Raw genomic sequence first — 26,544 nt, 5'->3', positions numbered from 1 at the left:
GTAAATCATTCGCCTGAGCGGGGGAGCGGCACAACCGCTTCTCGCTTACGCCATCGTCCCCAAAGACGATGACCGACGGCGGAATACATCGCGCCCGCAACCACGACAAACGCACCGAGATAACCCATCAGGTTCAACAGCGGTCTGGCGAAAACGTCGGGCCAGGCCAGTGATAATAAATCTGAAAACAGCAGCGTAAACAGCGGCGTTAAGGTAATCAACGCGCTCACCTGCGCCGCCTGCCAGCGCGCCATCGCTTCCGCCAGCGCGCCGTAGCCGACCAGGGTGTTCAGGCCGCAAAAAACCAGGCAGGCCAGCTGCCAGTCGCTTAATGCCAGTACCTGCGAAGGCTTCGCTAATGGCAATAGCGATATCGTACATAAAGTGTACAGCAAAAAAAGGATTTGCTGTGACGCCAGACGCCGCAATAACACCTTTTGCGCGACACCGTAGCACACCCACACCGTCGCCGCCCCGACGCCGAAAATTACCCCCCACGTGTAGTCCGTCAGGCGAGTAAAAATCTCAATCAGGCTGGTGTTAAAAAACATGACCAGACCGCTCACCAGCATCAGCGCTCCCACAACCTGAGTGCCGCGCATTTTTTCTTTAAGGACAAAAACGCTGGCCACCATCATGCCGACCGGGGACAGCTGGCCAATCACCTGGGAAGCGGTGGGGCTGAGATATTGCAAGGAAGAACTAAACAGAATGAAGTTACCGAACAAACCACCCGTCGCAATCACCAGCAGTATCAACCACCGCGGCTTACGAAAAATACGCAGCGGAGGCAGTTTTCTTTTCATGGCCAGAATGGCGCCAAGACCAAAACTTGCCATCAAAAAGCGATAAAAAACCACCGTCGGCGGCTCCATCACTTCAAGAACCTGCTTCATTGCGATCGGCAGGGCCCCCCAACACATCGCCGTGGTGAGCGCTAAAATAATGCCGATGCCGGCCTGCTGCTTCATGCCCGTTTTCCCTGCAGAAAATTTTCCGGGTTTTCAATGTAAAAAGCCCCGCAACACGTTGCGGGGCTTTAATCCGTTACCGGACCACGAAAAACTTACTCAGCAACGATGCTGATGTATTTACGGTTGTTCGGGCCTTTAACTTCGAATTTCACTTTACCGTCTGCTTTAGCAAACAGAGTGTGGTCACGACCGCAACCTACGTTAGTGCCAGCGTGGAATTTGGTACCACGTTGACGAACGATGATGCTACCCGCCAGAACGGATTCGCCACCGAAACGCTTAACGCCCAGGCGTTTAGCTTCTGAATCGCGACCGTTACGAGTTGAGCCGCCAGCCTTTTTATGTGCCATTTAAATCTCTCCTCAGGTCTTAGGCGCTGATGCCAGTAATTTTCACATCAGTGAACCACTGACGATGGCCCTGCTGCTTACGGTAGTGTTTACGACGACGAAACTTAACGATTTTAACTTTCTCGCCACGACCGTGTGCAACAACTTCAGCTTTGATTACGCCGCCCTCAACGAAAGGAACGCCGATTTTAATTTCTTCACCGTTTGCGATCATCAGCACTTCTGCGAACTCAACAGCTTCGCCAGTTGCGATGTCCAGCTTTTCCAGGCGAATGGTTTGACCTTCGCTTACTCGGTGTTGTTTACCACCACTTTGGAAAACCGCGTACATATAGAACTCCGCTTCCGCGCACCTCTTCGTATGATTCAGAGTGCGCTATAAATATTCACAATAGGGCGCGAATATTACGCAAAACGCGAGCCTTTGACAAGAGCGATCAGCGATCAACGCAGAAAAAAAACACAACTTTCACTCCAGCGTTTATCTGCGGCAATTTTTCAGTACAATCACATCTTCTTTTAATTCTATCTTAATCCTTCTGTGATCCTATTGGATACGCGGGAACAGGACATTTGGCCCGGCTTTTGCGATGAATTTAGAAAAAATCAATGAGTTAACCGCGCAGGATATGGCGGGCGTCAATGCGACAATTCTTGAGCAACTCGACTCGGATGTTCAGCTTATCAATCAGTTAGGCTACTACATCGTTAGCGGAGGCGGTAAACGCATTCGCCCGATGATCGCCGTGCTGGCCGCGCGTGCCGTGGGATATCAGGGAAACGCTCACGTCGCCATTGCTGCGCTGATCGAATTTATCCATACCGCCACCCTGCTGCATGATGACGTCGTCGATGAGTCTGATATGCGCCGGGGCAAAGCCACCGCAAACGCCGCTTTTGGCAATGCCGCTAGCGTGCTGGTTGGCGATTTCATCTACACCCGCGCCTTTCAGATGATGACCAGCCTCGGCTCATTGAGAGTTCTGGAAGTGATGTCGGAAGCCGTGAACGTCATTGCTGAAGGCGAAGTTCTGCAGTTGATGAACGTGAACGACCCGGATATCACCGAAGAAAACTATATGCGGGTCATTTATAGCAAGACCGCTCGTTTGTTTGAAGCCGCAGCCCAGTGCTCCGGGATCCTGGCCGACTGCACCGCGGAACAAGAGAAAGCGTTACAGGACTACGGGCGCTATCTGGGCACCGCTTTCCAGCTGATTGACGATCTGCTTGACTACAGTTCAGACGGTGAGCGGTTGGGTAAAAACGTCGGTGACGATCTGAATGAAGGCAAACCCACCCTTCCGCTGCTGCACGCTATGCAACACGGCAGCGCAGAACAGTCCGCCATGATCCGCGGAGCGATCGAGCAGGGTAACGGCCGCCATCTACTCGAAGCCGTACTGGAAACCATGGCAGCCTGCGGCTCGCTGGAATGGACCCAAAAACGCGCGGAGGAAGAGGCTGATAAAGCGATTGCCGCGCTTCAGGTCCTCCCCGATTCCCCGTGGCGTGAAGCGCTAATTGGTCTTGCCCACATCGCCGTGCAGCGCGACCATTAACCCCTCCTCTCACTTTCCCGCGTAAAATCGCGGGAAAGTTCCAGTAAGCACCAATAAAGCCAATTTCAGCCTTATTTCTTGATATATTCCTAATATCAAAGCCATTAAAAGAACTTGTTAGAACATTACTGGAACTCAAGGTATAGTCATTTTGTCGCCCATTAAGGACGAACGGAATGTTTATTACCAGGAGAATTTATGGATAAGTTCATCGACTGGCATCCAGCGGATATTATTGCCGGATTACGCAAAAAAGGGACGTCGCTGGCAGCTGAATCGCGGCGTAATGGTTTAAGTTCTTCAACGCTCGCCAATGCGCTGACTCGGCCCTGGCCCAAGGGCGAGCTGATTATCGCTCACGCGCTGGAAACCGATCCCTGGGTAATATGGCCATCGCGCTATCACGATCCCCATACCCACCAGTTTATCGACAGAACGCAGATGATGCGTCAGAGGAAGAATAACAAGTAAAGCGAGGTTGCAGACAACAGCCCCCGGACCTACGTCAGAGGGCTGCTGTAATGGGCTTATTCGGCTTTGACGCGTTCGATATTCGCGCCAAGCGCCTGAAGTTTGTCTTCGATACGTTCGTAGCCGCGGTCAATGTGGTAAATACGATCGACAATCGTCGTCCCTTCCGCAATGCAGCCTGCCAGCACCAGGCTAGCTGACGCACGCAGATCCGTCGCCATGACCTGGGCGCCAGAAAGTTGCTTCACGCCGTGGCAAATCGCCGTATTGCTCTCGATTTCCGCATGCGCGCCCATACGGATCAGCTCCGGGATATGCATGAAACGGTTTTCGAAGATCGTTTCGGTGATCACGCCGGTTCCCTCGGCAACCAGATTCAGCAAGGTGAACTGGGCCTGCATATCGGTCGGGAAACCCGGATGCGGAGCAGTACGAACGTTGACAGCTTTCGGACGGTTGCCGTGCATATCGAGGCTAATCCAGTCCTCGCCCGTTTCGATGTCCGCGCCGGCATCGCGTAGCTTCGCCAGAACCGCATCAAGCGTATCAGGTTGAGCATTGCGGCACAGGATCTTACCGCCAGAAATCGCCGCCGCCACCAGGAAGGTCCCGGTTTCAATACGATCCGGCAGAACGCGGTAGACGCCGCCGCCGAGGCGCGCTACGCCTTCGATGGTGATACGATCGGTACCCTGACCTTTGATCTTCGCGCCGAGCGCGTTGAGAAAGTTGGCGGTATCGACAATTTCCGGCTCGCGCGCGGCGTTTTCGATAACGGTGGTGCCTTCCGCCAGCGTCGCAGCGCTCATGATGGTTACGGTAGCGCCAACGCTGACCTTATCCATCACAATATGCGCGCCTTTCAGGCGTCCATTAACCGACGCCTTGACATAACCTTCTTCCAGTTTGATTTCCGCACCCAGTTGCTCAAGACCGGTAATGTGTAAATCAACCGGGCGCGCGCCGATGGCGCAGCCGCCGGGAAGTGATACCTGTCCCTGACCAAAACGGGCCACCAGCGGACCCAGCGCCCAAATCGAAGCACGCATGGTTTTGACGAGGTCATACGGCGCACAGAAAACGTCAACCGGGCCGGCATCGATCCATACGGAGCCGTTGCGCTTAACGTTCGCGCCCAGCTGGCTCAGCAGTTTCATGGTGGTATCGATGTCTTTCAGCTTCGGTACGTTCTGGATCTCAATCGGCTCTTCGGCTAATAGCGCGGAAAAGAGGATTGGCAGGGCGGCGTTTTTCGCGCCGGAAATAGTGACCTCGCCCTGCAGACGAGTAGGCCCCTGAACACGGAATTTATCCATTGATTCTGTTCTCTGTTAAGAATTCACATACGCTGCGGGGAACATCCCCACAGCTTATAAGCCATTTAGTTTGCGGTCTCGCGCCCACTCCTGCGGGGTAAACGCTTTTATCGACAGAGCATGGATGCGGTTATCGGCAATATATTCCATCAGCGGGGCATAGATAGCCTGTTGCTTCTTGACCCGACTCATGCCGTCGAACATCTCACCCACAGCAATAACCTGAAAGTGGCTGCCATCGCCAGAGACGTGGACTTCCTGAAGGGAGAGTGCGTTCATCAGCACGGTCTGAATTTCATGATTTTCCATGGGCTACATTTATCTGATAGTGAAAACAGCCCAACATCTTAGAGGAAAGTGGCGCTGTCTTAAACAAGCAAAAAGCCCCATCGAAAAGTTTGATGGGGCTTTCAGAATAGCTTCAGCAGTAAAGCACTGAAAAAGTTATGGGATCATATCGGCAGGAAGGTTATACAACCTGACCAGGGTTTGCAGATTTTCACTCTTCCCGGTCAACTTCGCTTCCCCGCCCTGCCGACGAACCAGTGCGATAAAATGCACTAATAGCGCCAGCCCGGCGGTGTCCACGCGGGTCACGGCGCTCAGGTCGATTGCGGACACGCCATCCGTCGCCTGAGCGCGTGCTTCCCACAGCGGGACCAGAAGATCCTGGTCCAGCTCTCCGCGCAGCGCCAGCGTCTCACCATCGCGAGTCCAGCTCAGCTGCCCGGTCATTATTTTTTCTGTTCCAGAGTAATCGGCTGCGCGGAGCTTGCCTTCAGCTGCGCCGTCAGACCATCAACGCCTTTAGTACGCAGCAGGTCGCTCCACTCGTTTTGTTTAGTGGTGATCATGCTCACCCCTTCCGCAATCATGTCGTACGCCTGCCAGTTACCGGTCTGGGTATTTTTACGCCACTGGAAATCCAGGCGAACCGGCGGACGGCCATTCGGATCGAGGATGGTGACGCGAATAGGAACAATGGTCGCGCTGCCCAGAGGCTGCTCAGGCGCAATCTGATAGGTCTGACCGTGATACATCGCCAGCGCCTGGCCGTAGGCCTGTTTCAGATATTCGCGGAAGGCGGCGAAATAGGCTTCACGCTGCGCCGGGGTCGCTTCTTTGTAATAACGACCTAATACCAGCGCGCCGGCGTATTTCACCTGAACATAGGGCAGCAGTTCCTGATCGACGATGTCGCGCAGGTAGTTCGGGTTAGCCTGAATCTTAGGCTGCTCGTTCTTCAGGCGATCGAAGGTTTTCTGCGCCGCTTCGTCCATCAGCTTATAGGGATTGGATTGGTCCGCGGCGGTGGCCGCAGTCAAAGGGGCAATCACCAGCATGGCGACCATTAGTAAGCGTTTAAACATGTCTTATCTCTCCTGAAATTAGTGCGTCGTGCCGGCTGGCGGCGTAGCGTCAGTATGACTCTCCCCGGCAGACTGTTCATCGCCAGAATTCTTATTGTCGCTACCTTTACTGTTATAAAGGAACTGGCCTATCAAATCTTCCAGCACCATGGCGGATTTGGTGTCCTGAATGGTGCCGCCATCTTTAAGGATAGCCGTTCCCAACTCCGGGTCTTCAAACCCGATGTTCATCGCCAGGTACTGTTCGCCCAGCAGACCGGAAGTTCTAATCGCCAGCGAGCTGGTATCCGGGATATGGTTGTAGCGCTCATCAATATCGAGAGCAACGCGAGGCAGGTAGGTTTTAGGGTCGAGCGTGATATCCGCCACGCGTCCGACGACAACGCCGCCAATCCGTACCGGAGAGCGCGCTTTCAGACCGCCGATATTGTCAAAAGTGGCATAGAGCCGATAAGTCGGTTCGGTACGTAAAGAGGTTACGTTTGCCGCCTTCAGGCAGACAAACAGCGCAGCCAGCAGCGCAACCAGTAAAAATACCCCTACCCAGATTTCATTTTTTCTCGTTTGCATGAACTCAATTCCCAAACATCAGCGCAGTCAGCACAAAATCCAGCCCCAGAACCGCCAGCGACGCATGTACCACGGTACGCGTCGTCGCCCGGCTAATCCCGGCGGAAGTGGGGATAGCGTCATAACCGTTAAATAACGCGATCCATGTTACCGTAATGGCGAAAACCAGACTCTTAATCAGGCAGTTAACCAGATCCATCCGCCAGTCAACGGCGTTTTGCATCGCGCTCCAGAAGAATCCGCCATCGATGCCCTTCCAACTGACACCGACCAGCGAGCCGCCCCAAACGCCGACCGCCACAAAAATAATCGTTAACAACGGCAGTGAAATCACCCCCGCCCAGAAGCGCGGAGAGATCACGCGGCGAAGCGGGTCGACCGCCATCATCTCCATGCTGGAGAGCTGCTCGGTTGCGCGCATCAGGCCAATTTCGGCAGTCAGCGCCGAACCGGCACGCCCGGCAAACAACAGCGCGGCGACCACCGGCCCCAGTTCACGCAGCAGCGACAGCGCCACCAGCATGCCCAGACTGGTTTCGGCGCTATAGGTGGTTAACACCAGATAGCCCTGCAGACCCAGCACCATACCGATAAACAGCCCCGAGACAATGATGATCAGCATCGACAGCACGCCAACGTTATACAGCTGACGCACCAGCAGCGGCGCATGCTTGCGAAACTCAGGCTTGCCGACAACCGCGTTGAAGAGCATTAATCCAGCACGCCCGAACGTCGCGATAGTTTTAATACCGCGATGCCCAAGCGCGGCTAGCGCATTTAACAACATGAGTCGCTTAACTCCCTTTGCCCAATAAATCATGATGATAATCACCCGCCGGATAGCGGAACGGCACCGGGCCGTCGGCGATACCATCAATGAACTGACGAACCCGAGGATCGGCATTTTCGCGCAGCGACTGCGCACTCCCGTGCGCCACCACCTTTTTGTCCGCCACGATATATGCGAAGTCCGCGATGCTGAGCACCTCCGGCACATCATGCGAAACCACGATACAGGTGACACCCAGGGTGCTATTGAGTTCAGAAATCAGCTTCACCAGCACCCCCATCGTAATGGGGTCCTGCCCGACAAAGGGCTCATCGAACATGATTAAATCAGGTTCCAGCGCAATCGCCCTCGCCAGCGCGGCACGGCGCGCCATGCCGCCGGAGAGCTCAGAAGGCATCAGCTTCGCGGCTCCGCGTAGCCCGACGGCCTCCAGCTTCATCATCACCGTGGTGTGCAGCAGCGCTTCCGGCAAACGCGTATGCTCGCGCAGCGGATAAGCGACGTTATCAAACACGTTCAGGTCGGTGAACAGCGCGCCGGACTGAAACAGCATGCTCATGCGCTTGCGGACGGTATACAGGCGCGAGCGCGACATCTGCGGTACGTTTTCACCATCAAACAGGATCTCGCCTTTATCGGGCGGGATCTGACCGCCGATCAGACGTAACAGGGTGGTTTTGCCGATCCCTGATGGCCCCATTATCGCGGTGATCTTGCCGCGGGGTACCGATAGCGAGATATCATCGAAGATCACGCGATCGCCCCTCGAGAAGCGAATACCGCGCACTTCGACTAGATTCGCCGAACTCTGGCTCATAAAATCATCCTTACTAGACACCCGTCGGGCTAAGCATGGCGCTTTCTTTCACCACAAACCCAACATTTTTACAGAATCTTACCCGCCCGGGTTAGCGAAAGCTGGCATTTGTTTTACTTTTGGCACACATAAAGTCAAAATTAAGAATTCGTTACGCTGCCTACGGACGGCCAGCGAGGCGACGATTATACCTGAAGAAAGGACTTTAGATGCTCTTAGCGACGGCTCTGTTAATTATTGGTTTATTGCTGGTTGTCTACAGCGCCGATCGTCTGGTCTACGCCGCTTCAATACTCTGCCGTATGCTGGGAATCCCCCCCCTTATTATAGGGATGACGGTGGTCAGCATCGGTACCAGTTTACCGGAAGTCATTGTTTCCGCCGCCGCTTCCCTGCATGGGCAAACCGATCTGGCGATCGGCACAGCTCTGGGATCGAATATCACCAATATCCTGCTGATCCTCGGCCTCACCGCTCTGTTTCAACCTTTTACCGTGCATTCTGATATCCTGCGCCGCGAATTGCCGCTAATGTTGCTGGTCAGTTTACTGGCAGGATTTGTGCTGTACGACGGGCAGATTACGCGGATAGATGGCCTTTTTTTGCTGGCGCTGGCGGTACTGTGGCTGTTGTTTACCCTTAAGATTGCCCGCCTTGCGGAACGCCAGGGGAACGACAGCCTGACCCGTGAACAGCTGGCGGAGCTGCCGCGGGAGGGCTCGCTTCCCGTCGCGCTGCTCTGGTTGGGCGTCGCGATGATAGTGATGCCGATGGCCACGCGGATGGTGGTGGATAACGCCACGGTGCTGGCAAACTTTTTTGCCATCAGCGAACTGACCGTCGGCTTAACGGTCGTTGCCATCGGCACCAGCCTGCCCGAGCTGGCCACCGCCATCGCCGGAGCGCGAAAAGGCGAAAATGACATCGCCATCGGCAATATCATTGGCGCTAATATTCTGAATATCGTACTGGTTCTCGGGCTCCCCGCGCTGATTGCGCCTGGCGCCTTTGCCGCCGAGGCCTTTACCCGCGACTATGGCGTCATGCTGCTGGTCAGCCTGATCTTCGCGGTGCTGTGCTGGCGTCGTAAACAACAGCCCGGTCGCCTTGCCGGCGCCCTGCTGCTGGGTGGTTTTGTGCTTTGGTTAGCGATGCTGTACTGGACAGCGCCGCTCTTCGTTGAATGATTCGGGATAACATTATGTCGCAAATAGATTTGCCAGCGGATTTTGACTTTCAACGGGCAGGCCGTGAGGTGCTGGACATTGAACGTGAAGGTCTGGCCCAGCTCGATCAATATATTAATGAAGATTTTACCCGTGCCTGTGAGACCATTTTTCGCTGTACCGGTAAAGTTGTGGTGATGGGAATGGGTAAATCCGGCCATATCGGGCGAAAGATGGCCGCAACGTTCGCCAGCACCGGGACATCAGCATTCTTCGTCCATCCCGGCGAGGCCGCGCACGGCGATTTGGGCATGGTCACCCCCTGCGACGTAGTGATCGCGCTATCTAACTCCGGGGAATCAAATGAAATTCTCGCCCTGATCCCGGTGCTTAAGCGCCAGCAGGTGTCGCTTATCTGTATCACCAGCCGACCGGAAAGCAGCATGGCGCGCGCGGCGGATATTCATCTGTGCGTGAAGGTGCCCAAAGAGGCTTGCCCGTTAGGGCTGGCCCCCACATCAAGCACCACCGCCGCGCTGGTGATGGGCGATGCCCTTGCCGTCGCGCTGCTGGAAGCCCGCGGTTTTACCGCTGAAGATTTTGCGCTATCGCATCCCGGCGGCGCGCTGGGCCGTAAGCTACTGCTGCGGGTCAATGATATCATGCACACCGGCGATGAAATTCCGCATGTTGGCCTGGAGGCCACGCTGCGCGATGCGCTGCTGGAAATCACGCGCAAAAATTTAGGCATGACCGCTATTTGCGACGATGAAATGAATATCATCGGCATTTTCACCGATGGCGATCTGCGCCGCGTCTTTGATACCGGCATTGATATGCGTAACGCCAGCATCGCCGAAGTCATGACGCGAGGCGGCATCCGCATCCGTCCCGGTACGCTGGCCGTTGATGCGCTGAACCTGATGCAGTCCCGTCATATCACCTGCGTACTGGTTGCCGATGGCGACCGTCTGGTAGGTGTGATACATATGCACGATCTCCTGCGCGCGGGCGTAGTGTAAGTAAGGAAAAAATAATGAATAATGCTGATGCCCTGATAACGACCTGCTATGGTCCGGTAAGTCAGGGCTTTATTGACCGGGCGGCGAAGATCCGTTTACTGATACTTGATGTGGACGGCGTTCTGTCCGACGGTCTTATCTATATGGGCAACAACGGCGAAGAGCTGAAAGCGTTTAACGTGCGCGACGGCTACGGTATCCGCTGCGCCCTGACTTCAGAGATTGAAGTAGCGATAATTACCGGGCGAAACGCTAAACTGGTGGAAGATCGCTGCCAGACGCTCGGCATCACCCATCTCTACCAGGGGCAGTCTGATAAGCTGCTGGCGTTTCATGAGCTACTCAATAAACTGGCCGTTAGCGCGGATGAAGTGGCCTATATTGGCGACGATCTGATCGACTGGCCGGTGATGGCTGAAGTGGGTTTAAGCATAGCGGTAGCCGATGCGCATCCGTTGCTGCTCCCGCGCGCGGATTACGTCACTCGTATCAACGGCGGTCGCGGAGCGGTACGCGAAGTGTGCGATTTGCTACTATTGGCGCAGGGCAAGCTGGATGAGGCCAAAGGGCAATCTATATGAGTAAAACCAGACGTTGGGTTATCATTTTACTATCGCTGGTCGCGCTGATCCTGATCGGCCTGAACCTGGCGAGTACGGACGATGCCACCCAGCAAGCGATCAATCCTGACGATCCGACGTATACCAGCGAGCATACCGATACCGTCGTTTATAGTCCCGAAGGGGCGCTTAACTACCGGCTAATCGCGGAACACGTAGAGTATTTTTCCGAACAGCAGCTCTCGTGGTTCGCAAAACCGGTGATGACCACCTTCGATACGAATAAAGTACCAACCTGGTCTATCAAAGCGGATAAAGCTAAGTTGACGAATGACCGCATGCTGTATCTTTACGGGCACGTTGAGGTTAATGCGCTGACGGCGGATTCTCAACTGCGCAAAATTACGACGGATAACGCCCAGATAAACCTGGTGACGCAGGATGTTACCTCCGATGACATGGTGACGTTGTACGGAACAACATTTAATTCCAGCGGCCTGAAAATGCGCGGGAACCTGCGCAGCAAAAATGCCGAGCTGATTGAAAAGGTTAGAACCTCATATGAAATTCAGAACAAACAAACTCAGCCTTAAGATTGCGCTCGCCAGCGCCTTACTGGCCGCCAGCCTGTCGGCACAGGCCAAAACGGGTGATACCGATCAGCCGATTCATATTGAATCCGATCAGCAGTCGCTGGATATGCAGGGCAACGTCGTTACCTTTACGGGTAATGTCGTCGTCACTCAGGGTACGATCAAAATCAACGCCGACAAAGTCGTCGTGACCCGTCCGGGCGGCGAAAAAGGCAAAGAGGTTATCGATGGCTACGGTAACCCGGCCACCTTCTACCAGATGCAGGACAACGGCAAACCGGTAAAAGGCCGCGCGTCGAAAATGCATTATGAACTGCAAAACGACTTTGTCGTCCTGACCGGCAATGCGCATCTGGAACAGATCGATAGCAATATCCAGGGTGACAAAATCACTTACCTGGTGAAAGAACAAAAAATGCAGGCTTTCAGCAATAAAGGCGGGCGCGTGACCACGGTTCTGGTTCCTTCGCAGCTGCAGGATAAAGGTAGCGATCAGTCAAAGAAGGGTAAGTAATTCGTTATGGCAACATTAACTGCAAAGAATCTTGCTAAAGCCTATAAAGGCCGCCGCGTCGTGGAAGATGTCAGTCTGACCGTGAATTCGGGCGAGATTGTTGGCCTGCTCGGTCCGAACGGCGCCGGTAAAACCACTACCTTCTATATGGTTGTTGGTATCGTACCGCGCGACGCGGGCAACATTATCATCGATGATGAAGACATCAGCCTGCTGCCGCTGCACGCGCGCGCGCGTCGCGGAATCGGCTATTTGCCGCAGGAGGCCTCCATTTTCCGCCGGCTGAGCGTTTACGATAACCTGATGGCGGTATTGCAGATTCGCGACGATCTCAGCAACGAGCAGCGCGAAGATCGCGCGAAAGAGCTGATGGAGGAGTTTCACATTGAGCACCTGCGCGATAGTCTCGGCCAGGCGCTCTCCGGTGGTGAACGGCGCCGCGTCGAGATCGCCCGCGCGTTGGCCGCTAACCCGAAATTCATCCTGCTGGATGAACCCTTTGCCGGCGTTGACCCCATCTCCGTTATCGATATCAAACGCATTATTGAACACCTGCGCGACAGCGGTCTTGGCGTCCTGATAACCGACCATAACGTCAGGGAAACGCTGGCCGTTTGCGAGCGTGCTTATATCGTCAGCCAGGGCCACCTGATAGCCCACGGTACGCCGCAGCAAATCCTTGAAGACGAGCAGGTTAAGCGCGTGTATCTTGGGGAAGACTTCAGACTCTGATAGGGTAGAGGTTACAGACGTTTTAGCCGGAGATATTGGCCCTGAATATGAAGCAAGGTTTGCAATTAAGGCTAAGCCAACAGCTTGCCATGACGCCACAACTGCAGCAGGCGATTCGTCTACTGCAGCTGTCCACGTTAGAACTCCAGCAAGAACTCCAGCAGGCGCTGGACAGCAACCCGTTGCTGGAGCAAACCGATCTTCACGATGAGGTAGAAACCAAAGAGGCCGAGGATCGCGAATCTCTGGATACCGTCGACGCCCTTGAGCAAAAAGAGATGCCCGAAGAGCTGCCGCTTGATGCCAGCTGGGATGAGATTTACACCGCCGGAACGCCATCAGGCAACGGCGTCGATTACCAGGATGACGAACTGCCCGTCTACCAGGGAGAGACCACGCAAAGCCTGCAGGATTACCTGATGTGGCAGGTTGAACTTACGCCATTCACCGATACCGATCGCGCCATCGCGACCTCTATCGTCGATGCCGTTGATGATACCGGCTACCTGACGATTTCTGTCGAAGACATCGTGGAAAGTATTAGCGACGATGAAATCGGACTTGAAGAAGTTGAAGCGGTTCTCAAGCGCATTCAGCGTTTCGACCCCGTCGGCGTGGCGGCAAAAGATTTGCGTGATTGCCTGCTGGTTCAGCTTTCACAGTTTGCCAAAGAGACGCCGTGGATTGAAGAAGCCCGCCTGATCATCAGCGATCATCTCGATCTGCTGGCCAACCACGACTTCCGCAGCCTGATGCGCGTAACCCGCCTCAAAGAAGAAGTGTTAAAGGAAGCGGTAAATCTGATCCAATCGCTGGATCCGCGCCCGGGACAGTCGATCCAAACTGGCGAGCCAGAATATGTCATTCCTGACGTTCTGGTGCGTAAAGTCAACGATCGTTGGGTGGTTGAGCTCAATTCAGATAGCCTTCCGCGCCTGAAGATCAATCAGCAGTATGCCGCTATGGGTAACAGCACGCGCAATGACGCTGACGGCCAGTTTATCCGTAGCAACCTGCAGGAAGCGCGCTGGCTGATCAAGAGCCTGGAGAGCCGCAACGACACCCTGCTGCGCGTCAGCCGCTGTATCGTCGAACAGCAGCAGGCTTTTTTTGAACAAGGTGAAGAGTTTATGAAACCGATGGTGCTGGCGGATATCGCTCAGGCCGTCGAAATGCATGAATCCACTATTTCACGCGTTACTACGCAAAAATACCTGCACAGTCCACGCGGTATTTTTGAGCTGAAGTATTTCTTCTCCAGCCATGTGAACACCGAAGGCGGCGGCGAAGCATCGTCGACGGCCATTCGCGCGCTGGTGAAGAAATTAATCGCCGCGGAAAACCCCGCGAAACCATTGAGTGATAGTAAGCTCACCACCATGCTATCCGATCAGGGTATTATGGTGGCACGGCGAACCGTTGCTAAGTACCGAGAGTCTTTATCCATTCCGCCGTCAAATCAGCGCAAGCAGCTGGTTTGACCCAACCGATAAGGAAGACACTATGCAGCTCAACATTACAGGACACAACGTCGAGATAACCCCCGCGATGCGCGATTTCGTTACCGCGAAGTTCAGCAAACTGGAGCAGTTTTTCGACAGGATCAACCAGGTCTACATTGTGTTAAAAGTGGAGAAGGTGACGCAAATTGCGGACGCCAATCTGCATGTCAACGGTGGCGAAATCCATGCCAGTGCGGAAGGCCAGGATATGTATGCTGCTATCGATGGTCTTATCGATAAGCTGGCAAGACAGTTAACAAAACATAAAGATAAACTGAAACAACACTAATTGTCCGGGCAATCGCCTACGCCAACCGCCTGCCGGCGGTTGGCAAGGAGAGCTCAGGTGAAATTATGATAAATAACGATTCGGCTCTACAACTGAGCAATGTCCTTAACCAGGAATGTACCCGTAGCCAGGTTCACTGCCAGAGCAAGAAACGCGCGCTGGAAATCATCAGCGAGCTGGCGGCAAAGCAGTTAGGCTTATCGTCCCAGATAGTGTTCGAGGCGATCCTTACCCGTGAGAAAATGGGCAGTACCGGGATTGGCAACGGCATTGCAATCCCCCATGGCAAACTCGAAGAGGATACGCTGCGGGCCGTGGGCGTTTTTGTCCAGTTGGAAACCCCGATTGCCTTCGATGCTATCGACAATCAACCCGTCGATCTTCTGTTTGCCCTTCTCGTTCCAGCAGATCAGACAAAAACGCATCTGCATACGCTCTCGCTGGTGGCGAAACGTCTGGCGGATAAAACGATTTGCCGCCGTCTGCGCGCTGCGCAAAGTGATGAAGAGCTATATGAAATCATCACTGAAGCAGGAAGCAGCGATGAGGCATAACAGGGGTCGCACCTTACTCTTTATCGTACTGAGGAGAAACGGTACATGGTACTGATGATCGTCAGCGGCCGTTCAGGGTCGGGGAAATCCGTCGCCCTGCGAGCGCTGGAAGATATGGGTTTTTACTGCGTGGATAACCTGCCGGTTGTGCTCTTGCCCGAGCTGGCGCGCTCGCTCGCCGACAGAAACATCTCGGCCGCGGTCAGTATTGACGTGCGAAACATGCCTGAGTCGCCGGAAATCTTCGAGCAGGCGATGAAAAATCTGCCCGCAGAGTTTTCACCTCAGCTGCTGTTCCTGGATGCCGATCGTAACACCTTGATTCGCCGCTACAGCGACACGCGTCGTTTGCATCCCCTCTCCAGCAAAAACCTGTCGCTGGAGAGCGCCATTGATGAAGAGAGCGACCTGCTGGAACCTCTGCGTTCCCGCGCTGACCTGATCGTCGATACCTCAGAAATGTCGGTACATGAGCTGGCAGAAATGCTGCGCACGCGTTTGTTAGGCAAGCGCGAACGCGAGCTAACGATGGTGTTTGAATCCTTTGGCTTTAAGCACGGTATTCCCATTGATGCTGATTACGTTTTCGACGTACGCTTCCTGCCGAACCCGCACTGGGATCCGAAGCTGCGCCCGATGACCGGTCTGGATAAACCCGTGGCCGCCTTCCTCGACCGGCACACGGAAGTTCACAATTTCATTTACCAGACCCGCAGCTATCTTGAGCTATGGTTACCTATGCTGGAGACCAATAACCGCAGCTATCTGACGGTAGCTATTGGTTGTACCGGTGGTAAACACCGTTCGGTTTACATCGCCGAACAGCTGGCTGACTACTTCCGCTCGCGCGGTAAGAACGTGCAGTCCCGTCATCGGACGCTGGAAAAACGCAAATCATGACCGTTAAGCAAACCGTTGAAATCACCAATAAGCTGGGGATGCACGCTCGCCCGGCGATGAAGCTGTTTGAATTAATGCAGAACTACGATGCTGAAGTGCTGCTGCGCAATGATGAAGGAACTGTAGCTGAAGCGAATAGCGTGATTGCCCTGCTGATGCTTGACTCAGCTAAAGGGCGGCAGATTGAGATTGAAGCCAACGGCCCGCAAGAAGTGGAGGCGCTGGCAGCGGTTATCGCGCTGTTCAACGCCGGGTTTGATGAGGATTAGATTTCACTCCCCCGGTCGCGGCGCGCCTTCCGGGGTACTGAGCCGTGAAATCATCAATGTAGCTGATTCGCCCGCATAAACCCTTCCCCGCCTAACTGCCTCATCTGGCGCAGGATCCACGCCTGGCGGCTGCGAATATAACCCGACGGCGCATCAGCGCGAAAGCGAATGGGATTAGGCAAAACCGCCGCTAAAAGCGCGGCTTCAGCAGCCGTCAATCTGCTGGCCGGTTTGTGAAAATAGCGCTGCGATGCGGCTTCAACGCCAAACGTCCCTTCACCAAACTCCGCAATATTCAGATAAACGGTGAGGATCCGCTTTTTGCTCCAGACCGTCTCAATGCCAACGGTCAGCCCCGCCTCCAGCCCTTTTCTTAGCCAGCTGCGACCATCCCACAGGAACAGGTTTTTTGCCGTCTGCTGCGACAGGGTTGACGCACCGCGGATGCGGTTCTCATTGCGTTCATTGTGTGCCAGCGCCTTCTCAATCGCCGGGACGTCAAACCCCCAGTGCTCCGGGAATTTCTGGTCTTCCGCGGCAATAACCGCCAGCCCCATCCACGGAGAAATTTCATCCATGCCCACCCAATCGGAATGGGCGATGTAATGAAAATTCCCTGAGAGCCAGGCGCCGAGCTGCCGCTCCAGCATCACCGCTGAAAACGGGACGGGGACGATGCTAAACAGAACAACCCCGCCGCCCCATAGCACCGCGCAAGCCAGCAGCAGCCTCAGCAAAAAACGTTTAATCAAGCGCAACGGCGAAAAGCGAAATGTCATGCCGTCAGAACCAATACGCGAGCAACCAGCTTTTCAATTCCGCTCGCCGCTTCGGCGATGTTCTGCGCCAGCATATACGCGGGAGTCGTCACCACTTTATTGTCTTCATCAACCACAATGTCATCGACCGGGCAAGGCACGTGTTCGGCCCCCATCTCCTCTACCGCATCGGCGGTATCAAGATCGGTACCAATAGTGACGCGTAGCGGAATAGAGAATATTTTAGGCAACAGCGCCGGAGCGATACAGATAAAGCCCAACGGTTTACCCGCCTGATGCATCGCCAGCGCCAGGGCCTTGAGATCGCTATCCACTTCACATTCACTTCCCTGCGAAGCAAAATTGCTGAGGTTCTTTGCCGCGCCAAAACCGCCGGGCACAATCAGCGCGTCCAGCGCATCCACCCGGGCGTTTGCTAAAGGCTGAATCTCTCCGCGCGCGATACGCGCCGCTTCCACAAGCACATTACGGCTTTCCGCCTGCGCTTCGCCGGTCAGGTGATTGATAACATCGGTTTGCGCTTTATCAGGCGCATAGCAGATAGCCTGAGCGCCGCTGCGGGCAATAGCCAGCAGGGTAATAACGGCTTCATGAATTTCGCTTCCGTCATAAACGCCGCAACCGCTCAGCACTACACCAATTTTCTTCATCACATCAGCCCCTTAGTACAAGTTTATGAAAGCAGTCAAAAATTTTGATTTACTCGCTATGCTTCACATATTTTACTGTTTCACGTAACAAAATATTTAAGGTTTGCTATCTTAATGAGCGAGTAAGCCAAATCCTCAGGTTGCGCCGTGTAAAAAAATCACTCAAATGATTCTGGCGCAATGACCCGTTCCCTGGTGTTGGCGCAGTATTCGCGCACCCCGGTTTATCCGGGGTCATTTTTTATCTGCCGCCGCTACCCACGCCTTCAGTACCGCGACATCGTTTTGCCATTCGGATTTCATCTCTTCAACCCATTCGCCAACGTTATCCGACCAGGCCGGTAAATCCGGGGTTTGGATCTGCTGGCCTAGCTGCTGGATATGGCGCAAACCGATAGAGCCCGCAGCGCCTTTTATCTTATGCCCCTCATCGACGATACCTTTCTGGTCGCGAGCGGTTAAATTTGATTCCAGAACCGCCATGTAGCCAGGCATCATTCTTTCGAAAACGGCCAGACCGTCATTAATCAGCTTCGGCCCTACCAGTTCGATATACTGCTCAAGCATCGGAATATCCAGTACGGAAGCTGATTTACTGATATCTACAGATGGCATCTCATTCTCCTCCTCTTCCGGCGCATCCCAGAATTTTTTGATAATAGCGGTTAATGCCGGAACCGATAACGGCTTGCTCAGAACATCATCCATTCCCGCTTCCAGATACTCAGTCTTGTTCTTCAGGACGTTAGCGGTAAGCGCAACCAGCGGGGGAAGCTCATCGGCGGCAAAGCGCTGTTTCAGCTGACGAGAAATATCGAGCCCAGTCATATCCGGTAGTTGAATATCGAGCAGAACCAGATCGTACTCGCCGGGTACAAACATCTCCAGCGCAGCCTTACCGGTCATCGCCACATCCACGCTGTTGCCCAGCTTCTCCAGTACCGAACGCGCCACGATCACGTTGAGCTCAATATCTTCCACCAGCAGCACGTTCAGCGCAGGTAATGGCATTTCATCTTCCGCCAGCGTGTCTTCAACCTCTTCAGCCACGGCCGGCGCGTGTACGGTGAGCGTGAACGTGGCCCCTTTACCCGGCAGGCTGGCAACGCTAATGTCGCCGCCCATATTACGCGCCAGACGCCGCGACACAGCGAGTCCGATGCCGGTACCTGTCGCTGGCTTGCCGCCCTGGCTATCTTTCACCTGGTAATACATGGCGAAAATTTTATCCTGTTCCGCTTCAGGGATGCCAATGCCTGAATCTTCCACTTCAAAGTGCAGGATGTCCCCTTCGTCATAGCGCACGCGCACGTTCACGCTCCCACCCTGCGGGGTAAACTTCACGGCGTTGCTGATTAGATTCCACAAGATTTGGCGTAAACGCGTTCCGTCGGTGATCACTTTATGCGGCAACGGAAGCGAAGGATCCAGCACAAAGCGCAGCCCTTTCTGCTGCGCCTGCAGGCCGGAGAGGTTTTCAAGGTCGGCAAGGAAGCCGGTGAAATCAACCGGCTGGTTATCCAACTGAATTTTACGCCGCTCCATCTTATCCATCTCAATAATATCATTGAAGATATTACCCAGCGTTACCGCTGAGACGTGGATGGTTTTCAGGTATCTTTCCTGTTCGTCGGTCAGGTCGGTATCGAGAAGGATTCGGCTCAGCCCGACGATGCCGTTAAGCGGCGTACGCAGCTCGTGGCTGATCGTTGAGATAAAGGTGGTCTTATCGCGGCTGGCCCGCTCCAGCGCGTCCTGATAGCGCTTACGCTCCGTAATATCACGACCGAACCCCATCAGGCCGCGCCGCTTACCGACGCGGTCATAATAGGGCACTTTGCGGATTTCAAAGCAGGCCTTGCGCCCGTCCGGATAATCCAGCCACTGCTCGTAGGTGAGCGAAACGTTATGGCGGAAGACTTTCTCATCCGTCTCCAGCACCTTCTCCGCCACCTCTTCGCTGTAGACATCCTGCGGCTTCAGATGAATAAGCTGTTTTTCGCTTTTACCGGTCAGCAGTTCCATGGCGCGGTTACAGCCTGAAAACTCTTTATCTTCATTACGATAGAAAACCAGGTCCGGTGAAGCGTCAAGGAAGGAGCGCAGAAAGGACGATTGCTGTTCAAGCTGAATTTGCGTTTCTTCACGCTCCTTCATCTCAATTTTCAGCTGTTCAAGCGTCGTTTCACGTTCCGCTTCAGCTTTTTCACGTTCGCCGATTTCCTGATTAAGTTGGGCGATATTGTCCTTAAGCTGCACATTCAGCTTGAGATCGCGCTCGCGCATCTCCTCCAGTTTCTCCACCAGCCGCGAAAGACGCTGCCGGGACTCTTCCAGCTGCTCAACGACCACCGACAGGAAATAGACCGCCCACGGCGTAATCAGCAAACCAAAGAAGATAGAGCGGATCACATCAATACTTTCCACCTGGCCGTGCAGCACCATAGTAACGGCCATCTGCACGACGATCGCCAGCACCACCAGCGCAAAGGCCAGCAGCATGGAAAAGCGCACCAGACCCAGCTTCATCATCAGGTCAACATAATACTGCGCCAGCATACGGATTTGCTTCATAAGGGATTCCTTCGCGACAACTTCGCACAATAATACTCAATTCTGAGCAAGACGCTGTAAGTTGTGCGAAAAATGCGGGAAGGATTGTAGTTACGCGCCTGCCTGGGGGTAGCGGTCAGCCGGAATGCGGCTGGCGATGACGTTATTCGGTAGCGGCCGGAGATCTCCAGCAACGACCAATAGCTGACCCCTGAACGCCGTATTCATTGAGATATTTATCCAGCTCAACCATCCCGGTCCAACGGTTCTCACACCACAGCGGCGCCAGCAGCATCGGACGTCGGGCATTGGCGGAAATACGGTGATAAATCACATCTGGCGGGGTATGGCGGATCATCTCGCCTGCGGTGACCGTATAGTCCGCCAGATCAATACCCTGCAACCTTCCGGCCTGCCACGCCCTGGCCATAATGCTGCCCTTCACAATATGAAGTGGATGCAGCTTAATGCCGTCTACGCCGGTCTCTACCACCTGTTTTAGCGTTTCAAGGCATTCGCTCTGCCCTTCACCCGGCAGGCCAACGATAAGGTGGCTGCACACTTTGAGGCCCCGCTCGCGCGCCAGACGAGCTGTACGCTGGTAGCAGGCAAAATCGTGGCCGCGATTAATTCGGCGCAGCGTTTTATCGTGCGCGGTTTGTAAACCCAACTCGAGCCAGACTTCATAACCCCGCTGCCGATATTCAGACAGCAGATCCAATACCGCTCCGGGGACGCAGTCCGGGCGAGTGCCCACGCAGAGCCCGACGATATTCGCCTGGCTGACCGCCTGCTGATACATGGAGCGCAGTACCTGTACCTCGGCAAAGGTGCTGGTATAAGCCTGGAAATAGGCCAGATAGCATTTTGCGCGGTTAACCCGCTGCGCCTGATGGGCCAGCTGTTCAGCGATCGAGCTGTGCTGCTGTTCTTCATCGGCAAAAGAGGCGACATTACAGAACGTACAGCCGCCGCGACCAAGGGTGCCATCGCGATTTGGGCAACTAAATCCACCGTGCAGCGTCAGTTTATGAACCTTTTCACCGTAGCGGCGCATAAGATCCCCACCAAACATATTGACTAATTTTTGTAACTGCATAATCTGATAGACCGGCCTTAAGAAAGGGGCCAAGCCTGCCATTTTTAGCTACCGACGGCGATGACCTGGATCAATCGTCAACGCGGCCGCTTATCTCATTGCATAAACAATCAAGATAACTGCAATTTAATTCACCATCATGGTAATGAGTTTTCCTTATATATAGCCTCTGATTTGCCATTATCTTTACCAGGGCATAAAACAGTACCAATAACTTTTAATCAAACAAAAACCAGTTTAAAAAACTGCAATAAATGAACACTTCAGCACAGAACGATAATAGCGTGCCGTCGATATAGTGAGACAGATCACACTCGATCACGCCGTTCCCTGCGCTTCCCTGGCATTCAAAAGACCATTATTTTATTAAAAATCAGTATATTATATGTTGTATAGCACATTTTTGTATAAATAAGATTGCCATTTGACGTATGTGTGGATTCCCGATAAGTTGGGAATCCGCTGGAAGCTTTCTGGATGAGCGCTCTGCTCATCATATTTATGCAGTAATTGAGATTCCCTCTTAACAGCAAGTCCTCAAACTTGTGTACCGACGCGAAAAGGATTTAAAGAGGGCGAATGCGAGGTGTAAACCCCGTCGCCATGCTCTTTCTGTGCCCGTGCGCAATCGGTATCGGAGGGTGTCCCGTAGAGCCTGGGGAGGTTCACTGATATGTTGTACGATAAATCCCTTGAGAGGGATAACTGTGGTTTCGGCCTGATCGCCCACATAGAAGGCGAACCTAGCCACAAGGTAGTGCGAACCGCTATACACGCACTGGCCCGAATGCAGCACCGCGGCGCGATTCTTGCCGATGGAAAAACCGGCGACGGTTGTGGCTTGCTGCTACAAAAACCCGATCGTTTCTTCCGAATTGTTGCGGAAGAGCGCGGCTGGCGTTTAGCCAAAAATTACGCCGTTGGGATGCTGTTCCTTAATAAGGATCCTGAACTGGCCAAAGCGGCACGCCGCATCGTCGAAGAAGAACTTCAACGCGAAACGCTGTCTATCGTTGGCTGGCGCGATGTGCCGACTAATGAAGGCGTTCTTGGTGAAATCGCCCTCTCCTCGCTGCCCCGTATTGAACAAATCTTTGTGAACGCCCCGGCTGGCTGGCGTCCGCGCGACATGGAGCGCCGTTTATTCATCGCGCGTCGCCGTATCGAAAAACGCCTGCAGGAAGATAAAGATTTCTACGTTTGCAGCCTGTCGAACCTGGTCAACATTTATAAAGGTCTGTGTATGCCGGCGGATCTGCCGCGCTTCTACCTGGATCTTGCGGACCTGCGCCTGGAGTCGGCGATCTGCCTGTTCCACCAGCGCTTTTCCACCAACACCGTGCCGCGCTGGCCGCTGGCGCAGCCGTTCCGCTATCTGGCGCACAACGGCGAGATCAACACCATCACCGGCAACCGCCAGTGGGCCCGCGCCCGTACCTATAAGTTCCAGACGCCGCTGATCCCGGACCTCCACGACGCCGCGCCGTTCGTCAATGAAACCGGCTCTGACTCCAGCTCCATGGATAACATGCTGGAGCTGCTGCTGGCGGGCGGGATGGATATCATCCGCGCCATGCGCCTGCTGGTGCCGCCAGCCTGGCAAAACAACCCGGATATGGATCCAGACCTGCGGTCGTTCTTCGACTTTAACTCCATGCATATGGAGCCGTGGGACGGCCCGGCGGGCATCGTCATGTCCGACGGTCGCTATGCCGCCTGTAACCTCGACCGTAACGGTCTGCGCCCGGCGCGCTACGTCATCACCAAAGACAAGCTCATCACCTGCGCTTCCGAAGTCGGGATCTGGGATTACCAGCCGGATGAAGTGGTCGAAAAAGGCCGCGTTGGCCCGGGCGAGCTGATGGTTATCGATACCCGCGAGGGGCGTATTCTGCACTCCGCGGAAACCGACAACGATCTGAAAAGCCGCCACCCATATAAAGAGTGGATGGCGAAAAACGTCCGTCGCCTGGTGCCATTCGAAGATCTGCCGGATGAAGAGGTCGGTAGCCGCCAGCTGGACGATGATACCCTCGCCAGCTACCAGAAACAGTTTAACTACAGCGCTGAAGAGCTGGACTCCGTCCTGCGCGTTCTGGGTGAAAACGGCCAGGAGGCGGTCGGCTCAATGGGCGACGATACCCCATTTGCCGTGCTCTCCAGCCAGCCGCGTATCATTTACGATTACTTCCGCCAACAGTTCGCGCAGGTGACCAACCCGCCGATCGATCCGCTGCGCGAAGCGCACGTCATGTCGCTGGCCACCAGCATCGGCCGTGAAATGAACGTCTTCTGCGAAGCGGAAGGCCAGGCGCACCGCCTGAGCTTCAAATCGCCGATTCTGCTGTACTCCGATTTTAAACAGCTGACCACCATGGAAGAGGAGCACTATCGCGCCGACGTCCTGGATATCACTTTTGATGCCACCGCAACCACGCTGGCTGAAACCGTGAAGGCGCTGTGCGATAAAGCCGAACAGATGGTACGTAACGGTACCGTTCTGCTGGTGCTCTCTGACCGCAACATCGCGAAAAACCGTCTGCCGGTACCGGCTCCGATGGCGGTCGGCGCAATTCAGACCCGACTGGTCGATAAGAGCCTGCGCTGCGATGCCAACATTATTGTCGAAACCGCCAGCGCCCGCGATCCGCACCATTTTGCCGTACTGCTCGGCTTCGGCGCGACGGCTATCTACCCGTACCTCGCCTATGAAACCCTGGCGAAGCTGGTGGATAACAAAGCCATCGACAAAGAGTACCGCGCGGTGATGCTGAACTATCGTAACGGCATCAACAAAGGTCTGTATAAAATCATGTCGAAGATGGGGATTTCGACCATTGCGTCCTATCGCTGCTCGAAGCTGTTTGAAGCTGTCGGCCTGCATCGCGACGTCTCCGACCTGTGCTTCCAGGGCGTCGTCAGCCGCATCGGCGGCGCGGGCTTCGATGACTTCCAGCAGGATCTGCTGAACCTGTCGAAACGTGCCTGGCTGGCGCGTAAACCGCTGGACCAGGGCGGCCTGCTGAAGTACGTCCACGGCGGCGAATATCACGCCTACAACCCGGACGTGGTGCGTACCCTGCAGCAAGCGGTACAAATCGGCGAATACGGCGATTACCAGCAGTACGCGAAGCTGGTTAACGAGCGTCCGGCGGCAACGCTGCGCGATCTGCTGGCCGTGACGCCGGACGGCACCACGGTGAGCCTGGAAGACGTTGAGCCGGCCAGCGAGCTGTTCAAACGCTTCGATACCGCGGCGATGTCTATCGGCGCGCTGAGCCCCGAAGCGCACGAAGCGCTGGCGGAAGCGATGAACAGCATCGGCGGTAATTCCAACTCCGGCGAAGGCGGCGAAGACCCGGCGCGCTATGGCACGAATAAAGTCTCGCGCATTAAGCAGGTTGCTTCCGGCCGCTTCGGCGTAACCCCCGCTTATCTGGTCAACGCCGACGTTATCCAGATTAAAGTCGCTCAGGGCGCGAAGCCTGGCGAAGGCGGCCAGCTGCCGGGCGATAAAGTGACGCCCTACATCGCCAAACTGCGCTATTCCGTGCCGGGCGTGACGCTGATCTCCCCGCCGCCGCACCACGATATTTACTCTATCGAGGATCTGGCGCAGCTGATTTTCGACCTGAAGCAGGTCAACCCGAAGGCGATGATCTCCGTGAAGCTGGTTTCCGAACCGGGCGTCGGGACTATCGCCACCGGCGTGGCAAAAGCTTACGCGGATTTAATCACCATCGCTGGCTATGACGGCGGCACCGGCGCCAGCCCGCTCTCTTCAGTGAAGTACGCAGGCTGTCCGTGGGAACTGGGACTGGTGGAAACCCAGCAGGCGCTGGTTGCCAACGGGCTGCGCCACAAAATTCGTCTGCAGGTGGACGGCGGCCTGAAAACCGGCCTTGATATCATCAAAGCGGCTATCCTCGGGGCTGAGAGCTTCGGCTTCGGTACCGGCCCAATGGTCGCGCTGGGCTGTAAATATCTGCGTATTTGCCACCTGAACAACTGCGCAACCGGCGTAGCAACCCAGGACGACAAACTGCGTAAGAACCACTATCACGGTCTGCCGTTTAAAGTGACCAACTACTTTGAATTCATCGCCCGCGAAACTCGCGAGCTGATGGCGCAGCTGGGCGTGAAGCGTCTGGTGGATCTGATTGGTCGCACCGACCTGCTGAAAGAGCTGGACGGATTTACCGCCAAGCAGCAGAAGCTGGATCTGAGCAAGATGCTGGAAACCGCTGAGCCGCATCCTGGCAAAGCGCTGTACTGCACGGAGAACAACCCGCCGTTCGACAATGGCGTACTCAATGCCCAGCTTCTGCAGCAGGCGAAACCGTTTGTTGACAGCAAGCAGAGCAAAACGTTCTGGTTCGATATCCGCAACACCGACCGCTCCGTTGGCGCATCGCTGTCCGGTTATATCGCCCAGACTCACGGCGACCAGGGTCTCGCTGCCGACCCGATTGTCGCCCACTTTAGCGGTACTGCGGGCCAGAGCTTCGGCGTGTGGAATGCCGGCGGCGTCGAACTGCATCTGACTGGCGATGCGAACGACTATGTGGGTAAAGGGATGGCCGGCGGCCTGCTCGCCATTCGTCCTCCGGTAGGCTCGGCCTTCCGTAGCCACGAAGCCAGCATCATCGGCAACACCTGCCTGTACGGCGCGACCGGCGGTCGCCTGTATGCTGCGGGCCGTGCGGGCGAGCGTTTCGCGGTGCGTAACTCCGGCGCGATCACCGTCGTCGAAGGTATTGGCGACAACGGCTGTGAATACATGACCGGCGGCATCGTCTGCGTGCTGGGTAAAACCGGCGTCAACTTTGGCGCAGGCATGACCGGCGGCTTTGGTTACGTTCTGGATGAAGATGGCGACTTCCGCAAACGCGTGAACCCTGAACTGGTAGAAGTGCTGGACGTTGACTCTCTGGCCATCCATGAAGAGCACCTGCGCGGTTTGATTACCGAGCACGTGCAGCTTACCGGCTCGCAGCGCGGCGAAGAGATCCTGGCTAACTGGCCGGCCTTCTCAGCGAAGTTTGCGCTGGTTAAACCGAAGTCCAGCGATGTTAAAGCACTGTTGGGTCACCGTAGTCGTTCCGCAGCTGAGCTGCGGGTGCAGGCGCAGTAAGGGGTTAA

Annotated in this window: 28 protein-coding genes; 14 read left to right on the top strand and 14 right to left on the bottom strand. The window is 54.9% G+C overall.

Annotated features, from left to right (window positions below; genetic code table 11):
- Nucleotides 1-5: 5 nt before the first annotated feature.
- From ACE3MN_RS02705 to rplU, 3 genes are all read right to left on the bottom strand, one after another.
- Nucleotides 6-971 carry a DMT family transporter gene (locus tag ACE3MN_RS02705; protein ID WP_004139791.1) on the bottom strand — a complete coding sequence of 322 codons (966 nt, stop codon included), beginning with the start codon at nt 969-971 and terminating at the stop codon, nt 6-8.
- 95 nt (nt 972-1,066) lie between these two features.
- Nucleotides 1,067-1,324, bottom strand: coding sequence for a 50S ribosomal protein L27 (gene rpmA, locus ACE3MN_RS02700; RefSeq protein ID WP_003861831.1), 258 nt, complete (start codon nt 1,322-1,324; stop codon nt 1,067-1,069).
- A gap of 19 nt (nt 1,325-1,343) precedes the next feature.
- Nucleotides 1,344-1,655 (bottom strand): 50S ribosomal protein L21, encoded by a 312-nt coding sequence (rplU, locus tag ACE3MN_RS02695; protein ID WP_004106123.1) that lies wholly within the window; start codon nt 1,653-1,655, stop codon nt 1,344-1,346.
- Between the two features lie 259 nt (nt 1,656-1,914).
- Here rplU and ispB point away from each other — a divergent pair, with 259 nt between their 5' ends.
- Both ispB and sfsB read left to right on the top strand, forming a co-directional pair.
- Nucleotides 1,915-2,886: an octaprenyl diphosphate synthase gene (gene ispB / locus ACE3MN_RS02690; protein WP_004139788.1), complete on the top strand. Its 972-nt coding sequence runs from the start codon at nt 1,915-1,917 to the stop codon at nt 2,884-2,886.
- A 198-nt stretch (nt 2,887-3,084) separates the two neighbouring features.
- Nucleotides 3,085-3,357 carry a DNA-binding transcriptional regulator SfsB gene (sfsB, locus tag ACE3MN_RS02685; protein ID WP_004139786.1) on the top strand — a complete coding sequence of 91 codons (273 nt, stop codon included), beginning with the start codon at nt 3,085-3,087 and terminating at the stop codon, nt 3,355-3,357.
- Nucleotides 3,358-3,413: 56 nt separating this feature from the next.
- Here sfsB and murA read toward each other — a convergent pair whose 3' ends face one another.
- The 7 genes from murA to mlaF form a co-directional block, all read right to left on the bottom strand.
- Nucleotides 3,414-4,673: a UDP-N-acetylglucosamine 1-carboxyvinyltransferase gene (gene murA, locus ACE3MN_RS02680; protein ID WP_024358754.1), complete on the bottom strand. Its 1,260-nt coding sequence runs from the start codon at nt 4,671-4,673 to the stop codon at nt 3,414-3,416.
- A 54-nt stretch (nt 4,674-4,727) separates the two neighbouring features.
- Complete coding sequence (gene ibaG / locus ACE3MN_RS02675; RefSeq protein ID WP_004106141.1) at nt 4,728-4,982, bottom strand: BolA family iron metabolism protein IbaG; 255 nt, start codon at nt 4,980-4,982, stop codon at nt 4,728-4,730.
- Between the two features lie 135 nt (nt 4,983-5,117).
- A complete protein-coding gene (mlaB, locus tag ACE3MN_RS02670) occupies nt 5,118-5,408 on the bottom strand; it encodes a lipid asymmetry maintenance protein MlaB (protein ID WP_004125681.1) in 291 nt (96 codons plus the stop codon).
- Entirely contained in the window at nt 5,408-6,043 is a 636-nt protein-coding gene (mlaC, locus tag ACE3MN_RS02665; RefSeq protein WP_004125682.1) for a phospholipid-binding protein MlaC, read from the bottom strand. Before mlaC ends, mlaB begins: the two co-directional genes overlap by 1 nt.
- 18 nt (nt 6,044-6,061) lie before the next feature.
- Nucleotides 6,062-6,613, bottom strand: coding sequence for an outer membrane lipid asymmetry maintenance protein MlaD (gene mlaD / locus ACE3MN_RS02660; RefSeq protein WP_004139782.1), 552 nt, complete (start codon nt 6,611-6,613; stop codon nt 6,062-6,064).
- Nucleotides 6,614-6,617: 4 nt separating this feature from the next.
- Nucleotides 6,618-7,400 (bottom strand): lipid asymmetry maintenance ABC transporter permease subunit MlaE, encoded by a 783-nt coding sequence (gene mlaE, locus ACE3MN_RS02655; protein ID WP_004125690.1) that lies wholly within the window; start codon nt 7,398-7,400, stop codon nt 6,618-6,620.
- A 7-nt stretch (nt 7,401-7,407) separates the two neighbouring features.
- Nucleotides 7,408-8,220 carry a phospholipid ABC transporter ATP-binding protein MlaF gene (gene mlaF / locus ACE3MN_RS02650; protein ID WP_004125691.1) on the bottom strand — a complete coding sequence of 271 codons (813 nt, stop codon included), beginning with the start codon at nt 8,218-8,220 and terminating at the stop codon, nt 7,408-7,410.
- A gap of 209 nt (nt 8,221-8,429) precedes the next feature.
- Between mlaF and ACE3MN_RS02645 the strand changes: the two genes are divergently transcribed.
- The 11 genes from ACE3MN_RS02645 to npr all read left to right on the top strand — a co-directional run bounded on the left by ACE3MN_RS02645 (nt 8,430) and on the right by npr (nt 16,321).
- On the top strand, nt 8,430-9,407 hold the full coding sequence (locus ACE3MN_RS02645; protein ID WP_004139780.1) for a calcium/sodium antiporter: 978 nt from the start codon (nt 8,430-8,432) through the stop codon (nt 9,405-9,407).
- Nucleotides 9,404-10,408 (top strand): arabinose-5-phosphate isomerase KdsD, encoded by a 1,005-nt coding sequence (gene kdsD, locus ACE3MN_RS02640; protein ID WP_171820852.1) that lies wholly within the window; start codon nt 9,404-9,406, stop codon nt 10,406-10,408. Before ACE3MN_RS02645 ends, kdsD begins: the two co-directional genes overlap by 4 nt.
- 14 nt (nt 10,409-10,422) lie before the next feature.
- The gene (kdsC, locus tag ACE3MN_RS02635) at nt 10,423-10,989 is read left to right on the top strand and encodes a 3-deoxy-manno-octulosonate-8-phosphatase KdsC (RefSeq protein WP_024358756.1); all 567 of its coding nucleotides are present in this window, start codon (nt 10,423-10,425) and stop codon (nt 10,987-10,989) included.
- Nucleotides 10,986-11,561, top strand: a complete 576-nt coding sequence (gene lptC / locus ACE3MN_RS02630; protein WP_004125700.1) for an LPS export ABC transporter periplasmic protein LptC — start codon at nt 10,986-10,988, stop codon at nt 11,559-11,561. Before kdsC ends, lptC begins: the two co-directional genes overlap by 4 nt.
- Complete coding sequence (gene lptA / locus ACE3MN_RS02625) at nt 11,530-12,075, top strand: lipopolysaccharide ABC transporter substrate-binding protein LptA (protein WP_004125703.1); 546 nt, start codon at nt 11,530-11,532, stop codon at nt 12,073-12,075. Before lptC ends, lptA begins: the two co-directional genes overlap by 32 nt.
- Nucleotides 12,076-12,081: 6 nt before the next feature.
- Nucleotides 12,082-12,807 (top strand): LPS export ABC transporter ATP-binding protein, encoded by a 726-nt coding sequence (lptB, locus tag ACE3MN_RS02620; RefSeq protein ID WP_004125705.1) that lies wholly within the window; start codon nt 12,082-12,084, stop codon nt 12,805-12,807.
- 47 nt (nt 12,808-12,854) lie between these two features.
- Nucleotides 12,855-14,288 carry an RNA polymerase factor sigma-54 gene (rpoN, locus tag ACE3MN_RS02615; RefSeq protein WP_024358757.1) on the top strand — a complete coding sequence of 478 codons (1,434 nt, stop codon included), beginning with the start codon at nt 12,855-12,857 and terminating at the stop codon, nt 14,286-14,288.
- Between the two features lie 22 nt (nt 14,289-14,310).
- Nucleotides 14,311-14,598: a ribosome hibernation promoting factor gene (gene hpf / locus ACE3MN_RS02610; RefSeq protein ID WP_004106167.1), complete on the top strand. Its 288-nt coding sequence runs from the start codon at nt 14,311-14,313 to the stop codon at nt 14,596-14,598.
- 65 nt (nt 14,599-14,663) lie between these two features.
- A complete protein-coding gene (ptsN, locus tag ACE3MN_RS02605) occupies nt 14,664-15,152 on the top strand; it encodes a PTS IIA-like nitrogen regulatory protein PtsN (protein WP_241449724.1) in 489 nt (162 codons plus the stop codon).
- A 45-nt stretch (nt 15,153-15,197) separates the two neighbouring features.
- Nucleotides 15,198-16,052: an RNase adapter RapZ gene (gene rapZ / locus ACE3MN_RS02600; protein WP_004106169.1), complete on the top strand. Its 855-nt coding sequence runs from the start codon at nt 15,198-15,200 to the stop codon at nt 16,050-16,052.
- A complete protein-coding gene (npr, locus tag ACE3MN_RS02595; RefSeq protein WP_004139771.1) occupies nt 16,049-16,321 on the top strand; it encodes a PTS phosphocarrier protein NPr in 273 nt (90 codons plus the stop codon). The genes rapZ and npr overlap by 4 nt, the downstream gene beginning before the upstream one ends.
- Nucleotides 16,322-16,374: 53 nt before the next feature.
- Here npr and mtgA read toward each other — a convergent pair whose 3' ends face one another.
- The 4 genes from mtgA to ACE3MN_RS02575 all read right to left on the bottom strand — a co-directional run bounded on the left by mtgA (nt 16,375) and on the right by ACE3MN_RS02575 (nt 21,402).
- Nucleotides 16,375-17,100, bottom strand: coding sequence for a monofunctional biosynthetic peptidoglycan transglycosylase (gene mtgA, locus ACE3MN_RS02590; protein WP_024358758.1), 726 nt, complete (start codon nt 17,098-17,100; stop codon nt 16,375-16,377).
- Complete coding sequence (gene elbB, locus ACE3MN_RS02585) at nt 17,097-17,750, bottom strand: isoprenoid biosynthesis glyoxalase ElbB (protein ID WP_024358759.1); 654 nt, start codon at nt 17,748-17,750, stop codon at nt 17,097-17,099. Before elbB ends, mtgA begins: the two co-directional genes overlap by 4 nt.
- Before the next feature lie 234 nt (nt 17,751-17,984).
- The gene (gene arcB, locus ACE3MN_RS02580; RefSeq protein ID WP_024358760.1) at nt 17,985-20,324 is read right to left on the bottom strand and encodes an aerobic respiration two-component sensor histidine kinase ArcB; all 2,340 of its coding nucleotides are present in this window, start codon (nt 20,322-20,324) and stop codon (nt 17,985-17,987) included.
- Nucleotides 20,325-20,466: 142 nt separating this feature from the next.
- On the bottom strand, nt 20,467-21,402 hold the full coding sequence (locus tag ACE3MN_RS02575; protein WP_102650350.1) for a TIGR01212 family radical SAM protein: 936 nt from the start codon (nt 21,400-21,402) through the stop codon (nt 20,467-20,469).
- A 673-nt stretch (nt 21,403-22,075) separates the two neighbouring features.
- Between ACE3MN_RS02575 and gltB the strand changes: the two genes are divergently transcribed.
- A complete protein-coding gene (gene gltB, locus ACE3MN_RS02570; RefSeq protein ID WP_375364249.1) occupies nt 22,076-26,536 on the top strand; it encodes a glutamate synthase large subunit in 4,461 nt (1,486 codons plus the stop codon).
- Nucleotides 26,537-26,544 lie beyond the last annotated feature (8 nt).

It is taken from the genome of Klebsiella grimontii (assembly GCF_042137965.1).
Lineage (GTDB): Bacteria > Pseudomonadota > Gammaproteobacteria > Enterobacterales > Enterobacteriaceae > Klebsiella > Klebsiella grimontii.
The sequence above is the reverse complement of the archived record's forward strand: the minus strand, read 5'-3'. Positions and strand labels throughout refer to the sequence as shown.

Bases quoted from the DNA above. Each gene is read 5' to 3' on its own strand.
- ACE3MN_RS02705 (WP_004139791.1), bottom strand. From the start codon at position 971: ATGAAGCAGCAGGCCGGCATCGGCATTATTTTAGCGCTCACCACGGCG.
- rpmA (WP_003861831.1), bottom strand. From the start codon at position 1,324: ATGGCACATAAAAAGGCTGGCGGCTCAACTCGTAACGGTCGCGATTCA.
- rplU (WP_004106123.1), bottom strand. From the start codon at position 1,655: ATGTACGCGGTTTTCCAAAGTGGTGGTAAACAACACCGAGTAAGCGAA.
- ispB (WP_004139788.1), top strand. From the start codon at position 1,915: ATGAATTTAGAAAAAATCAATGAGTTAACCGCGCAGGATATGGCGGGC.
- sfsB (WP_004139786.1), top strand. From the start codon at position 3,085: ATGGATAAGTTCATCGACTGGCATCCAGCGGATATTATTGCCGGATTA.
- murA (WP_024358754.1), bottom strand. From the start codon at position 4,673: ATGGATAAATTCCGTGTTCAGGGGCCTACTCGTCTGCAGGGCGAGGTC.
- ibaG (WP_004106141.1), bottom strand. From the start codon at position 4,982: ATGGAAAATCATGAAATTCAGACCGTGCTGATGAACGCACTCTCCCTT.
- mlaB (WP_004125681.1), bottom strand. From the start codon at position 5,408: ATGACCGGGCAGCTGAGCTGGACTCGCGATGGTGAGACGCTGGCGCTG.
- mlaC (WP_004125682.1), bottom strand. From the start codon at position 6,043: ATGTTTAAACGCTTACTAATGGTCGCCATGCTGGTGATTGCCCCTTTG.
- mlaD (WP_004139782.1), bottom strand. From the start codon at position 6,613: ATGCAAACGAGAAAAAATGAAATCTGGGTAGGGGTATTTTTACTGGTT.
- mlaE (WP_004125690.1), bottom strand. From the start codon at position 7,400: ATGTTGTTAAATGCGCTAGCCGCGCTTGGGCATCGCGGTATTAAAACT.
- mlaF (WP_004125691.1), bottom strand. From the start codon at position 8,220: ATGAGCCAGAGTTCGGCGAATCTAGTCGAAGTGCGCGGTATTCGCTTC.
- ACE3MN_RS02645 (WP_004139780.1), top strand. From the start codon at position 8,430: ATGCTCTTAGCGACGGCTCTGTTAATTATTGGTTTATTGCTGGTTGTC.
- kdsD (WP_171820852.1), top strand. From the start codon at position 9,404: ATGATTCGGGATAACATTATGTCGCAAATAGATTTGCCAGCGGATTTT.
- kdsC (WP_024358756.1), top strand. From the start codon at position 10,423: ATGAATAATGCTGATGCCCTGATAACGACCTGCTATGGTCCGGTAAGT.
- lptC (WP_004125700.1), top strand. From the start codon at position 10,986: ATGAGTAAAACCAGACGTTGGGTTATCATTTTACTATCGCTGGTCGCG.
- lptA (WP_004125703.1), top strand. From the start codon at position 11,530: ATGAAATTCAGAACAAACAAACTCAGCCTTAAGATTGCGCTCGCCAGC.
- lptB (WP_004125705.1), top strand. From the start codon at position 12,082: ATGGCAACATTAACTGCAAAGAATCTTGCTAAAGCCTATAAAGGCCGC.
- rpoN (WP_024358757.1), top strand. From the start codon at position 12,855: ATGAAGCAAGGTTTGCAATTAAGGCTAAGCCAACAGCTTGCCATGACG.
- hpf (WP_004106167.1), top strand. From the start codon at position 14,311: ATGCAGCTCAACATTACAGGACACAACGTCGAGATAACCCCCGCGATG.
- ptsN (WP_241449724.1), top strand. From the start codon at position 14,664: ATGATAAATAACGATTCGGCTCTACAACTGAGCAATGTCCTTAACCAG.
- rapZ (WP_004106169.1), top strand. From the start codon at position 15,198: ATGGTACTGATGATCGTCAGCGGCCGTTCAGGGTCGGGGAAATCCGTC.
- npr (WP_004139771.1), top strand. From the start codon at position 16,049: ATGACCGTTAAGCAAACCGTTGAAATCACCAATAAGCTGGGGATGCAC.
- mtgA (WP_024358758.1), bottom strand. From the start codon at position 17,100: ATGACATTTCGCTTTTCGCCGTTGCGCTTGATTAAACGTTTTTTGCTG.
- elbB (WP_024358759.1), bottom strand. From the start codon at position 17,750: ATGAAGAAAATTGGTGTAGTGCTGAGCGGTTGCGGCGTTTATGACGGA.
- arcB (WP_024358760.1), bottom strand. From the start codon at position 20,324: ATGAAGCAAATCCGTATGCTGGCGCAGTATTATGTTGACCTGATGATG.
- ACE3MN_RS02575 (WP_102650350.1), bottom strand. From the start codon at position 21,402: ATGCAGTTACAAAAATTAGTCAATATGTTTGGTGGGGATCTTATGCGC.
- gltB (WP_375364249.1), top strand. From the start codon at position 22,076: ATGTTGTACGATAAATCCCTTGAGAGGGATAACTGTGGTTTCGGCCTG.